The 12082-nt window shown below is 72.4% G+C and carries 10 protein-coding genes; 6 read left to right on the forward strand and 4 right to left on the reverse strand.

Features of this window, described 5'->3' with window-relative positions; translation table 11 throughout:
* Positions 1-278: 278 nt before the first annotated feature.
* The 3 genes from hemG (at position 279) to ETD83_RS33290 (ending at position 3127) form a co-directional block, all read left to right on the forward strand.
* Positions 279-1814 carry a protoporphyrinogen oxidase gene (gene hemG, locus ETD83_RS33280; protein WP_138649174.1) on the forward strand — a complete coding sequence of 512 codons (1536 nt, stop codon included), beginning with the start codon at positions 279-281 and terminating at the stop codon, positions 1812-1814.
* Positions 1771-2469 (forward strand): hydrogen peroxide-dependent heme synthase, encoded by a 699-nt coding sequence (gene hemQ, locus ETD83_RS33285; RefSeq protein WP_138649175.1) that lies wholly within the window; start codon positions 1771-1773, stop codon positions 2467-2469. Before hemG ends, hemQ begins: the two co-directional genes overlap by 44 nt.
* 73 nt (positions 2470-2542) lie before the next feature.
* Positions 2543-3127 (forward strand): hypothetical protein, encoded by a 585-nt coding sequence (locus ETD83_RS33290; RefSeq protein ID WP_138649176.1) that lies wholly within the window; start codon positions 2543-2545, stop codon positions 3125-3127.
* On the opposite strand, the gene ETD83_RS33295 is transcribed toward ETD83_RS33290, so the two are convergent.
* Both ETD83_RS33295 and msrB read right to left on the reverse strand, forming a co-directional pair.
* Positions 3124-3675, reverse strand: a complete 552-nt coding sequence (locus tag ETD83_RS33295) for a TIGR04222 domain-containing membrane protein (protein ID WP_171064580.1) — start codon at positions 3673-3675, stop codon at positions 3124-3126. The two genes, ETD83_RS33290 and ETD83_RS33295, sit on opposite strands and share 4 nt — an antisense overlap.
* A 13-nt stretch (positions 3676-3688) precedes the next feature.
* Positions 3689-4090: a peptide-methionine (R)-S-oxide reductase MsrB gene (msrB, locus tag ETD83_RS33300; protein WP_138649178.1), complete on the reverse strand. Its 402-nt coding sequence runs from the start codon at positions 4088-4090 to the stop codon at positions 3689-3691.
* 52 nt (positions 4091-4142) lie between these two features.
* On the opposite strand from msrB, the gene ETD83_RS33305 reads away from it, so the two are divergent.
* Complete coding sequence (locus tag ETD83_RS33305) at positions 4143-5225, forward strand: DNA polymerase domain-containing protein (protein WP_138649179.1); 1083 nt, start codon at positions 4143-4145, stop codon at positions 5223-5225.
* 220 nt (positions 5226-5445) lie between these two features.
* Positions 5446-7116 carry a flavin monoamine oxidase family protein gene (locus tag ETD83_RS33310; RefSeq protein ID WP_171064581.1) on the forward strand — a complete coding sequence of 557 codons (1671 nt, stop codon included), beginning with the start codon at positions 5446-5448 and terminating at the stop codon, positions 7114-7116.
* A gap of 61 nt (positions 7117-7177) precedes the next feature.
* Here the strand turns inward: ETD83_RS33310 and ETD83_RS33315 are convergent, their stop codons facing one another.
* A complete protein-coding gene (locus tag ETD83_RS33315; protein WP_138649181.1) occupies positions 7178-9112 on the reverse strand; it encodes a Xaa-Pro dipeptidyl-peptidase in 1935 nt (644 codons plus the stop codon).
* A 228-nt stretch (positions 9113-9340) separates the two neighbouring features.
* The gene (locus tag ETD83_RS33320; RefSeq protein WP_138649182.1) at positions 9341-11761 is read right to left on the reverse strand and encodes a HelD family protein; all 2421 of its coding nucleotides are present in this window, start codon (positions 11759-11761) and stop codon (positions 9341-9343) included.
* Positions 11762-11983: 222 nt separating this feature from the next.
* Here ETD83_RS33320 and ETD83_RS46170 point away from each other — a divergent pair.
* A partial coding sequence (locus tag ETD83_RS46170) for a twin-arginine translocation signal domain-containing protein (protein ID WP_138649183.1) occupies positions 11984-12082 on the forward strand: 99 nt, incomplete at its 3' end.

Consider the following 12082-nt stretch of genomic DNA (forward strand, 5'->3'; position numbering starts at 1 on the left):
GTCCACGGCCCTCGACCCGCTGCCGCTGCCGCCGCTGTCGCTGCCGCCGCCGCTGCAGGCGGCCAGCGTTCCGGCGAGCAGGAGCACGACCATCACGTACGCGATCTGCCTGACATTCCTGACGATCCGCATGGGGCTTGGACGGGGATGACGCAGGTCACAGTTCCGGCGGGTGCGTCGCGATCCGGGCACGAACAGGGCACATGGACGTCACGGCGCCGGGCCGTCCGCGCTGGACCCGGTGCGCGGTATCGCGAGGCGTCTGGGAGGCTTGGGGCATGTCCACGTCCCACGCCGTCGTCGTCGGGGGCGGCATCGCGGGCCTCGCCGCCGCGCGGCTGCTCGCCCGCGGCGGGGTGCGCGTGACCGTGCTGGAGGGCTCCCCGCGCATCGGGGGCAAGCTGCGGGTCAGCGAGATCGCCGGCGTCCCGGTGGACGAGGGCGCCGAGGCGATGCTCGCCCGCCGCCCCGAGGGGCTCGACCTGGTCCGCGACCTCGGGCACGGCGACGACCTCGTGCACCCGGGCACCACCTCCTCGGCGATCTTCAGCCGCGGCGCGCTGCGCAGGATCCCGTCCGGGCAGGTGATGGGCGTGCCGTCCGACCTGCGGGCGCTGGCCGCGTCCCAGGTGCTGTCCCCGGCCGGGCTGGCGCGCGTCCCGCTGGACCTCGTCCTGCCGGAGACGCGGCGCGGAGCCGACGTGTCCGTCGCGGGGTTCATCGGCGCCCGCGTCGGCCGCGAGGTCGTCGACCGGCTCGTCGAGCCGCTCCTCGGCGGCGTGTACGCGGGACGCGCCGAGCTGCTGTCGTTCGACTCGACGCTGCCCGCCGTCGCCGCCGCCGCGCGCACCCAGCGCTCGCTGATCGGCGCCGTCCAGGGCATCCGGGACGCCGCGCCCAAGGACCCCGGCCCGGTGTTCGCCACCCTGCCGGACGGTCTCGGCGCCCTCCCGCACCTGGTCGCCGACGACGTCGCCGCCGCCGGAGGCACGATCAGGACCGGCGCGACCGTCCGTGAGCTGCGCCGCCGCGACGGCGGCTGGCGGCTCACCATCGGCCCGACCCGCGACCCCGAATACCTGGACGCCGACGCCGTCGTGATCGCCGTTCCGGCGGCGCCCGCGTCCCGGCTCCTCAAGCCGGACGTCCCCGCCGCCGCCCGCGAGCTCGCGGACATCGAGTACGCCAGCATGGCGATCGTCACGCTCGCCTACCGGACCACCGCCTTCCCGCGCCTCCCCAAGGGCAGCGGCTACCTCGTCCCGGCCGTGGAGAGCGACGCGGGTTCCGTGTGGGGGGACGACCCCCCACACCCCCCGGGAACCGCCCCGGAGCACGGCGGACGGGGCGTCAAGGCCGTCACGTTCAGCTCGGTAAAATGGCCTCACCTGCGCGAACGCGACCCCGGCATCATCGCGGTCCGCTGCTCCATCGGGCGCTTCGGCGAGGAGCGCACGCTGCAGCGGGCCGACGGCGAGCTGACCGCCACCGCGATGGCCGAGCTCGCCGCGACCTGCGGCGTCGCCGAGCTGCCCGTGGAGAGCCGGGTGACCCGGTGGGGCGGCGGGCTCCCGCAGTACAACGTGGGCCACGCCGACCGCGTGGCCAAGATCCGGGCCGCGGTCGCCGGGCAGCCGGGGCTCGCCGTCGCCGGCGCCGCCTACGACGGCCTGGGCGTCCCCGCGTGCGTCGCCTCCGCGCGCGCGGCCGCCGCCCGGATCCTGGACGACCTGCGCGGCCGAGACCCGCGCACCCGGGAAGGAGCAGATCATGACGCAGCCGGCGGGCAAGCCGAAGGCACGCGAACTCAATAACGTCATCCGCTACACGATGTGGTCGGTCTTCCGGCTCGCGAACCCCGGCTCGATCGGGGAGCGGGACGCCGCCGAGGTCCAGGACCTCCTCGACCAGGCCGCCCAGAAGGACGTCACCACCCGCGGCGCCTACGACGTCGCCGGGCTGCGCGCCGACGCCGACTACATGTTCTGGTGGCACGCGCCCACGTCCGACGACCTCCAGGAGATCTACACCCGGTTCCGCCGGACGTTCCTGGGCCGCGCCAGCGAGCCGGTGTGGTCGCAGATGGCCCTGCACCGCCCGGCGGAGTTCAACAAGAGCCACATCCCGGCGTTCCTCGCCGACGAGGAGCCGCGCGCCTACGTGTGCGTGTACCCGTTCGTCCGGTCCTACGAGTGGTACCTGCTGCCGGACGAGGAGCGCCGCGCGATGCTCGCCGAGCACGGCAAGATGGCGCGCGACTACCCCGACGTCCGGGCCAACACGGTGGCGTCGTTCGCGCTGGGCGACTACGAGTGGATGCTGGCGTTCGAGGCCGACGAGCTGCACCGCATCGTCGACCTGATGCGCCACCTGCGCGGCGCGCGGGCCCGGGTGCACACCCGCGAGGAGATCCCGTTCTACACCGGCCGCCGCAAGCCGGTCGCCGAACTCATCGCCGGGCTCGCCTGATTGTCCTGTCTTCGCAGGTGGGAACGCGTCAACCGGGCCGAATGCGCGGCGGAACCCGGGTAGGGTGCCGTCCGTGAGCCAGTCTCCCGACGGTCGGCCGCGCGGACGGCACGCGCGGCCCCCCTCCGAGTTCGAGATCCGCTGGACCCGTCTCGCCGCGTGGCCGCGCCGGTCCTGGCGCCACCGGCTGGCCGCCGCCGGAACCGGGCTCGCGGCGGTCGCGGGGCTCGCGTCCGCCGCCGTTCTGGCGCTGCCGGGCGGCGGCCCGGACCCGGCCGGATCCGGTGCCGCCATCGCGGTCCGCTCCGCCGCGCCCCCGTCCCCGCAGGGGTCGGCCGGTGCCGTCGGCGACCCGGACGAGGTCATCGACGCCGTGCCGTACTTCGAGACCCGGGACCCGGGCAAGAGGGTCGTCAAGCACGTCACGAACGTCCGCCGCAGCGGCTCGTTCGTCCGTGTCTACACCGACCTCCGCGAGGAGGACGAGAACTCCCGGCCCGCCGTCGACCTGTGCGAGTGGACGACCCAGTTCCTGCGGGACGCGGGCGACGACCGGCCCCGCGTCTTCGTCCACGGGGAGAGCGACGGCAACGGCAGCGTCGTCCTCGCGAACAAGCAGAGCGACAAGGACGACTGCGAGGTCGCGGAGACCCGCTAGTAGCCGCCTCCCGAGCCGCCCCCGTAGTCGCCCCCGTCGAACCGGGGCTCCGCCAGGTTGCTGGATTCCAGGTTCCGGTGCCCGCGCTGCCGGCCGCGGGACAGATCGACCGGTTTCGGGTCGTCGGCCCGCAAGATCTCGCGCAGCCTGGCGTCCTCGACGCCGTCCGGCCCGAGCGCGGCGAGCCGCTCGGCCTGCGACGCGCCCGGCTCCCCGGCGAGCGTCCGGCGCAGCGCCCTGCCCCGCCGGGTGGGCCGCCTGCCGCGCATCAGCCCGGCCTCGCGCAGCGCACCGGCGACGGCGAGCGCCGCCGCCGACTCCGCGGCCGCCGCGATCACCTGCCCGAGCGGCCGCCCGGCGGCCGGGATCGCGGCGAGCACCGCCGCCTCCACCGGGTCTCCGGGCTCGCGCGCCAGCGCATCGGCTCGGCGCGTCCCCTTGGAGATCCGGACGCCGCGCCGCTCGTACAGGGTGAGCACCGCGACCTGGGCGACCCTGGACGGCCCGCCGCAGAGGTACGCGATGGTGTAGCGGTCGAGCTCGTCCACGGGGCTCCCCGGCCTATTCGGCGGGTTCGAGGGTGAGGGAGATCGAGTTGATGCAGTACCGGTCGTCGGTGGGCGTGTCGTAGCCCTCGCCGTGGAAGACGTGCCCGAGATGCGAGTCGCACACCGCGCAGCGCACCTCCGTGCGGGCCATGCCGAGCGAGCGGTCCTCGATCAGCGTGACCTTGCCGGAGTCGGACGGCGCGTAGAACGACGGCCAGCCGCAGTGGCTCTCGAACTTGGTCTCCGAGCGGAACAGCTCCGTCCCGCAGGCGCGGCACCGGTACACGCCGACGGTCTTGGCGTCGGTGTACTCGCCGGTAAAGGGCTTCTCGGTGCCGGCCTCCCGCAGCACGTGGAACTCCTCGGGGCTGAGCTCCGCCCGCCACTCATCCTCGCTCTTGCGGATCTTCTCCATACCGTCGACGGTACCCGCCGCCCTGTCCGACCTGTGGGTTAACGTGCTGGGTATGGCCTCGCCCTACATCGAGATCCCGGTCGGGGATCGGCTCGTCAAAGTGTCCAACCCCGACAAGGTCTACTTTCCCGAGCACGGCTACACCAAGCGGCAGCTCGTCGAGTACTACCTGGCCGTGGGGGAGGGCATCCTGCGCGCCACCCGCAACCGTCCGACGACGCTGGAGCGCTGGCCCGCCGGCGTCTTCGAGGGCGCCCGGATGGCCACCCGGGAGGACTACGCGCGCGGCCAGGCGGGCATGGGCGCAGGCAAGTCCGACGCGTTCTACCAGAAGCGCGTCCCCAAGGGCGCGCCCGACTGGGTGCGGACGTCCCGGATCGCGTTCCCCAGCGGCCGCTCCGCCGACGAGGTGCGCCCGACGGAGGTCGCCGTGATCGCGTGGGCGGCCAACCTCGGCACGCTGACGTTCCACCCGTGGCCCGTCCGCGACGGCGACGTCGACCACCCGGACGAGCTGCGCATCGACCTCGACCCGCAGCCCGGCACCGACTTCTCCGACGCCGTCCGCGTCGCGCTCGGCCCGGCCCGCGACCTGCTCGCCGAGCTGGGGCTCACCGGTTTCGTGAAGACGTCCGGCAAGGGCGGGGTGCACATCTACGTCCGCATCGAGCCGCGCTGGACGTTCACCGAGGTCCGCCGGGCCGCGCTGGCGTTCGGCCGCGAGGTGGAGCGCCGCGCCCCCGACGAGGTCACCACCCGGTGGTGGAAGGAGGAGCGCGGCGAGCAGGTCTTCATCGACTACAACCAGAACGCCCGCGACCGGACGATCGCGTCCGCCTACAGCGTCCGGCCCGCCCCGCACGCCCCCGTCTCGGCGCCCCTGACCTGGGACGAGCTGGCCGACGCCGACCCGCACGACTTCACCATCGCCACCATGCCCGCCCGCTTCGCCGAGCTGGGCGACGTGCACGCCGCGATCGACGACGAGTCGTTCTCCCTGCAGGGCCTCCTCGACCTCGCCGACCGCGACGAGCGCGACCACGGCCTCGGCGACATGCCGTATCCCCCCAACTATCCGAAGATGCCGGGCGAGCCGAAGCGCGTCCAGCCCAGCAAGGACACCGACAACCGCTGACCGGCGGGCCCGCCCATAAATGGGGTTATTCGCCGCGCTAATTTTCGCTGTGTCCAAATTCACTGGCCGATCCTGGACGGATCGGGTGTCGCGCTGTGAACTGTCGTTGTCGCGTTAGGTGAGCGGCCGGGTCATTTTCCGCACCTATCAGTGATCGCCGACGATAATTACCGTGCTGTCCATTCATGTGTCGCCGTCGACGCCTCCCAGAAGGAGCATGATGGACCAGCCGCACAAGGGCTCTTCCCGCCGAAAGTTCCTGGGCGCGGCCGCGTCCGCCACCTTGCTGCAGGTCATGACCGGTGCCGTTCCGGCCGACGCGGCGACCCCGCCCGCCGGGCCGCTGAGACCGGCGGGAGGGAAGGGCGGCGGGAAGACCGTCGCGATCCTCGGGGCCGGTGTCAGCGGGCTGACCGCCGCGCTGAAGTTCGCCGAGGCGGGCTACAAGGTGACCGTGCTGGAAGCGCAGGGGCGCGTCGGCGGGCGCACCCTCACCGCCCGGCGCGGCGACACGATCACCGAGGTGTGGGAGGACGGGTCGTCCCGCACCCAGACGTGCGCGTTCGACCGCGGCCTCTACGCCAACCTCGGCCCGGCGCGCCTGTCCTTCGAGCACCAGCGCGTCATCGGAATGTGCCGCAGGCTCGGCATCGCCCTTGAGCCGTACCTGATGCGGAGCGCCGCGAACCTGTACCAGACCGACCGGGTGTGGCGGCGGGCGGCCGTGACCAACGGCCACATCTCGAATGATGTCCGCGGGCACGTCGCCGCGTACGCGGCGGCCGCGGTCAAGAACGGGCTGCTGGACGCCCGCGGGCTGAGCGACGCCCAGCGCGCCAAGCTGCTGGGCCTGCTGACCGCGTTCGGCGGTCTCGACGCGGAGGACCATGCCTACAAGGGGTCCCTGCGCTCGGGGGCGGCCGAGCCGCTCAGCATCCCGAAGACGCCCCAGAAGATCGGCGCGCTGTCCCTCCCCGACATCGTGGAAAGCGGATTCTGGGAGCAGCGATTTTACGACGAACTCGAATACGGCTACCAGGTCACCATGTTCCAGCCGGTCGGCGGAATGGACCATCTCGTCCGCCGGATGGCGTCCGCGCTGCCCGCCGGAACCATTACTCTCAACGCCCCTGTGCACGCGATAAAGTCGAGTGAGGACGGCGTCAAGATCGCGTGGCAGGACGCCGACGGCCGGCACGACAAGCTTTTCGACTACTGTTTGAGCAGCATTCCCGTCCCGGTTCTGCGGCAGCGGGTCGAGCTCGCGGGATTCTCCGGCGAATTCGCGCGCGCCGTCGCCGGCGTCTGGTTCGCGCCCGGGTGCAAGATGGGCTGGCAGGCCAACCGGCGGTTCTGGGAGTCGGAGCAGGACCGGATCTACGGCGGCGTCAGCTGGGTCGACCATGAGATCCAGCAGATCTGGTATCCGTCCGGCGACTACTTCTCCTCCTCGGGCAAGGGCGTCCTGATCGGCGCCTACTGCTCCTACGACAACGGAGAGAAGTTCGGCGCGCGCCCGCACGCCGAGCGGCTGAAGGAGGCACGGGCCGCCGGCGCGAGGCTGCACGGCGAGTTCGCCGACCGGTCCGTCGTCCCGGACCGGCAGGGCCTGTCCATCGCCTGGCACAAGGTGCCCTACCAGCTCGGCGTCTGGGCGCACTGGGATCACACCATCGCCGAGCACCGGGAGATGTACGAGACCCTGGTCAACGTCCAGGGGCACGGCAACGTCATGGTGATCGGCGATCAGGTCTGCCCGATTCCCGGATGGCAGGAGGGCGCGATGATGTCGGCGGAATGGGCCTTCGAGTCCCTTCACCGCAAGCGGCGCGGCGGCCGCGTGACCGTCCAGCGGGTTCCCGACTCCAGGCGCCTCACAACCGGTCACTGACCCGGCCGCTCAGGCGCGGCGAGGCCGCCGCCCCCTCGGGGACGGCGGCCTCAATACGGGATCAGTGGAACTTGCGTTCCTGGACGGGCAGCGTGACGCCGGACGGGCCGCGCCACGTCGTCAGCGGCTGCGGGACGAGCGCCGTGGCGGCGTCGTCCCCGCCGGCGACCACCGGGATGCTGATGGAGCTGCCGCGCAGGTCCACCGTCACCTTGGCCTCGGTGGGCGTCTCGGTGTTGTAGTCGGAGTCCGTCCCGGCGATGATCAGCGCGAGGCGGTGCCCCTTCTTCAGCACGTACTCCTGGCTGAGCGTCTCCCACCGGACGTCGTAGTAGTGGCCCGGCTTCAGCGGTGCCGGGTGGCTCAGCGACCGGTCGTTCTGGGCGTCGAGCCAGCCGCGGGCGACCACGTTCACCGGCGACGTCACCGTGGTGACCTCCGTCTGCCTGTAGCAGCCGTCGTCGTCCGGCGTGCTCTCACCGTTGCAGTCCTCGGTGGCGAGCGTCCGGATGCCGGAGCCCTGGCCGAGGTAGTTGACACGGGTGTCCTCGCCGTAGTCCACGAGCAGCGCGGTCAGGTTGGACGTCGGCTTGTCCAGCATGATCCGCAGCCGGGCGCCGGGCGTCCCGGACAGGCGTCCGGTCAGCGGCAGCGGGCCCGACACGAAGGCGGCCCTGAACGGCTTCGCCGTCCCCGGGTCGCCGACCATCTCGCCCTCCGACCGGCCCAGCCGGTTCGGGCCGAGCTCGTCGGTGAACGTGACCGTCGAGCCCTTCGCCGCGGGCTTCGGGCCGAGCGAGCCGTCCGCGCCGGGCCGCAGGGTCACCGGCCGGGCGTCCCGGGACGGCCAGTCCCGCTGGGTGATCCACTGGTCGGGGCCGATCTCGATGTCGGCGCGCGGCCCCCGCATGACATCGTTGCGGATCTTGTGCAGCTCGTGGTCGAACCACTTGTGCAGGGTCGCGACCCAGTCGTCGCGCCGGATGTCGAACGGGTCGACGTGGCCGCGCTGCGACAGCCACACCTTCCGGTCGATGCCGCGCTCGGCGAGCTCGTTCCACCAGAGCGTGAAGTGGTTGTCCTTCACGTTCAGGTCGTTGACGCCGTGGTAGGCGAAGAGGCTGGCGCGGACGTTGCGGACGTCGCCGATCGTCCCGTGCCGGTAGTCGGCGGCCCGCCAGTACGCGTTGTAGTTGCCGGTCGCGTCGTCCTCGCCCTCGCCGAGGTCGGCGCGGACGGCGGCGCACTTCTCGGGCGGGTCGGTGTCGACGTAGTCGGCGAGCCACGGCTGCTCGTTCGTCCAGTAGTTCACGCCGTTCATGCGGCTGTAGTCGTACCAGCTGCTGATCGCCGAGATCGGGACGATCGTCTCCAGGCCCTCGACGCCGGTCGCGGCGACGCCGTTCGCGAGCGTCCCGTCGTAGGACTTGCCGATCATGCCGGTGCGGCCGGTGCTCCACGCGGCCTTCACCGGGCTGCCGTCCGCCCGGGTCGCCTTCGCGCGCCCGTTCAGCCAGTCGACCACGGCCTTGACGCCGAGGACGTCGGACGGGCCGCCGCTCACCGGGCAGCCGTCGGACTTCGTCGTCCCGACCATGTCGACGGCGAGGAACGCGTATCCGCGCGGCACGAAGTAGTTGTCGTAGTAGAGCGGGAACTTCACCGGGTTCCCGTTCGCGTCGTAGGTCTTGCGCTCGCTCTCGTTGCCGCGTCCTGCGTTGTCGTAGTACGGGCTCGCGTCCATGACCACCGGGACCTTGAGGCCCTTCTCGGTCTCCTTGGGCCGGATGATGTCCACGTTGACGCGGTCGCGCTTGCCGTCGCCGTCGCTGTCCACGCCGGACTCGACGTACACGTGCTCGCGGATCGCGTCCTTGTAGGAGAAGACCGGCTGGGTCACGCCGTCCTTCACCACGATCTTGGGGGACGCCTGGGCGAACGCCGTCGCCCCGCCCGCCGCGGTCAGCGCCGCACAGGTCAGCACGGCCACCGTCATCGTCCGCCGGGTTCGTCTCAGGGATCTCCTGGCCAACCCGCACCTCCCGAATAAAAATGATCTCTACGGGGGCACAGGGTCTCGCCCGGGGGTGACGGGGTAAAGGGCGGCGCTCGACTAACTCCGGCCGGATTTGGTCACGTCCTGCCATTGCCTTCCGCCCGGCGTCATGGCGCGCGGCGTGCCGGGGGCAGCGGGCGGTGATCCGGCTGCCCCCGTGCCGGGGCGTCAGTGCAGGTCGGCGAGGAGGGGCGGCAGCTCTCCGTCGTGGACGACCGTCAGCCGCCGGGTGGCCCTGGTCAGCGCGACGTAGAGGTCCTGGCCGCCCTTGGGGGACTCCGACAGGATGCCCGCCGGGTCCACGATGATCACAGAGTCGAACTCCAGGCCCTTGGCCTCCTCGGCGGTCAGGACGACGGCGGGGGAGTCGAGGGCCTCCGGGGTCGCGCCCGCGGCGGCGTGCGGGAGGGCGTCCAGGACGGCGACGTGCAGGGCCGCGGACGTGATGACGGCGAGCCGGCCCTCCTTGAAGGCGCCGCCGATGCCGTCGGGCGTCCCCGCGGCGATGCTCGACAGCTCGGACTGGACGAGCGAGGCCAGCGAAACCGGCATCGCGATCGCGGTGGGCGGCGGGCCGTCGTCGCGGACGGACTCGGGCGGCGTCTGGCCGGGTGCGACGGCGGCGAGGACGCGGGCGGCGACCCTCATGATGGCGGCCGGGGTGCGGTAGTTGACCAGGAGGCGCTGCTCGCGCCAGCGGCCGGGGACGTACCGGTCGAGCATCTGGCCCCAGGACGCGGCCCCGGCCGCGCTGCCGGTCTGGGCGATGTCGCCGACGACGGTCAGGGACCGGGTCGGGACGCGCTTCATCACGGTGTGCCAGGCCATTTCGGAGAGTTCCTGCGCCTCGTCGACGATCACGTGCCCGTACGCCCATTCGCGGTCGGCGAGGGCGCGCTGCGCGGTGGTGAGCGGCGGGCCGTCGTCGTGGTGGCGTTCGGCCAGGTCGGTCCCGGAGATCAGGTCGCTCGCGGTGAGCCGTTCGACGTTCCCGGTGTCGGTGGACTCGATCACCTCCTGGGCGTACCGCGCCTCCCGCGCGCGTTCGGCGGCGGCCGCGCGCTCGCGGGCCTTCTCGGCGGAGTCGTCCTTGCCCAGCAGCTCGGCGGCCTCGTCCAGGAGGGGGACGTCGGAGATCGTCCACGCGGCGCCGGACGTGCGATTGAGGAGCGCCGACTCGGCTGAGGTCAGGCCGGCGCGGGTTCCCAGGCGGGCGAGGGATTCGGGGTCGGCGTAGAGGTCGGACAGGAACTGCTCGGGCGTCAGCTCGGGCCAGAGCGCGTTGATGGCGGCTTGGACGGCCGGGTCCCGCCAGAGGGTCTCCTTGGCCAGGCGGAGGTCGGTCTCGTCCAGGAGGGGTTCGTCTTCGGCTTCGTCGATCAGCTCCTGGAGCCAGTCGGGGAGGCCGCCGTTCCTGGCAAGGTCGTCCAGGGGCTCGTCCATGATGCGGTCGTACTGCTCGGCGCGGTTGACGGCGAGTGCCTCCAGGAGATCGTGGACGAACCGGCGCCGCTGGACGTTGTGGGGGAGATGCAGCCCCCGCGCACGGTCACGTGCCCGCTCGCATGATTGGGCGTCCACCACGAGGGTGAGGCCGTCGGTCTGGACGTGCAGGCCGTCCGGCGGGATGCGCTGCCGGTCGTGGACGGCCTCCCGCACCAGGTCGGCCATCCGCAGGTCGCCCTTGACGATGGCGACCGCTGGGTCCTCCCTGGCGGTCGCCTTCAGGCCCGGGTACAGCTCGCCGAGCGTGGCCATGGCGACGTCGGTCTCGCCCAGGCCGGGGAGCACCTGCTCGATGTAGCGGAGGAACGTGGCGTTCGGGCCGACGATGAGCACTCCGCGCCGTTCGAGGACGTCCCGGTGCGTGTAGAGCAGGTACGCGGCGCGGTGCAGGGCGGCGACCGTCTTGCCGGTGCCGGGACCGCCCTGGACGACGAGCACCCCTTGCAGGCCGGAGCGGATCACCTGGTCCTGCTCCTCCTGGATGGTGGCGACGACGTCGCTCATCCGGCCCGTCCGGCCGCGGCGGAGCGTGGCGAGGAGGGCGGCCTCGCCGACGATGCCGCCGCGTTCGGACTCGGCCAGGCCGTCCAGGTCGAACACCTCGTCGTCCAGCCGGACGACCTCGCGGTGGCGCAGGTGCAGGTGGCGGCGCCGCGCGAGGGTGCCGGGCGCGCCGTGGGTGGCGGTGTAGAACGGGCGGGCCGCGGCGGCGCGCCAGTCGATCAGGAGGGGCTCGCGGTGCTCGTCGCGGAGGCCGACGCGGCCGATGTAGAACGTGTCGCCGGGGCCGTCCGCGCCGGCGCGGTGGTCGATCCGGCCGAAGCACAGGCCGTGCTCGACGCCGCCGAGCCGGGCGAGGCGGCGGGCGGCCTCGTCGGTGGCGACGGCGCTCTCCAGCCGGGCCTGGAACGCGCTTCCGCCGCCCGCGGCCGGGCCCTGGCGCAGCGCCCGCTCGGCCTCCTCCCGCTCGATGTCGAGCCGCGCGTACACGCGGGACACGTACTCCTGCTCGGTGCGAATCACGACCTGCCGCGCTTTTTCCTCGCGTTGGGGGTTGACAGCGTCCGCTTGACGGAGTCCCATGCCTGTGCTACGCTCCTATCCATAGGATGGAATTTTTGTGCGCAACTTTGTAAGTTGCCACCCTACCACCCTTTTCTCCGCGCTGTGCGCGATCTTTCGGCTCCGCCCAAAAAGATCAACTCTGTTGTGGCGGACGTCATCCCAGCGGTACCCGCGGGTCACCGGCCTTGGTGAGGCTTTCCGGCGACCGATGCCGGATTCTCCCGAAAGGTCGCTACCCCCATGGCCGACATCGCACGTCCGCTGAACCGGCGAAGCTTCCTCGTCACCAGCGGGCTCGCCACCGCCGTCGCCGTGGCCGGCGCCCCCGGCCCCGCGCAC

This window comes from Actinomadura soli (assembly GCF_005889715.1).
In the GTDB taxonomy this organism is placed as follows: Bacteria; Actinomycetota; Actinomycetes; order Streptosporangiales; family Streptosporangiaceae; genus Spirillospora; species Spirillospora soli.

Bases quoted from the DNA above. Each gene is read 5' to 3' on its own strand.
- hemG (WP_138649174.1), top strand. From the start codon at position 279: ATGTCCACGTCCCACGCCGTCGTCGTCGGGGGCGGCATCGCGGGCCTC.
- hemQ (WP_138649175.1), top strand. From the start codon at position 1,771: ATGACGCAGCCGGCGGGCAAGCCGAAGGCACGCGAACTCAATAACGTC.
- ETD83_RS33320 (WP_138649182.1), bottom strand. From the start codon at position 11,761: ATGGGACTCCGTCAAGCGGACGCTGTCAACCCCCAACGCGAGGAAAAA.
- ETD83_RS33305 (WP_138649179.1), top strand. From the start codon at position 4,143: ATGGCCTCGCCCTACATCGAGATCCCGGTCGGGGATCGGCTCGTCAAA.
- msrB (WP_138649178.1), bottom strand. From the start codon at position 4,090: ATGGAGAAGATCCGCAAGAGCGAGGATGAGTGGCGGGCGGAGCTCAGC.
- ETD83_RS33315 (WP_138649181.1), bottom strand. From the start codon at position 9,112: ATGACGGTGGCCGTGCTGACCTGTGCGGCGCTGACCGCGGCGGGCGGG.
- ETD83_RS33310 (WP_171064581.1), top strand. From the start codon at position 5,446: ATGGACCAGCCGCACAAGGGCTCTTCCCGCCGAAAGTTCCTGGGCGCG.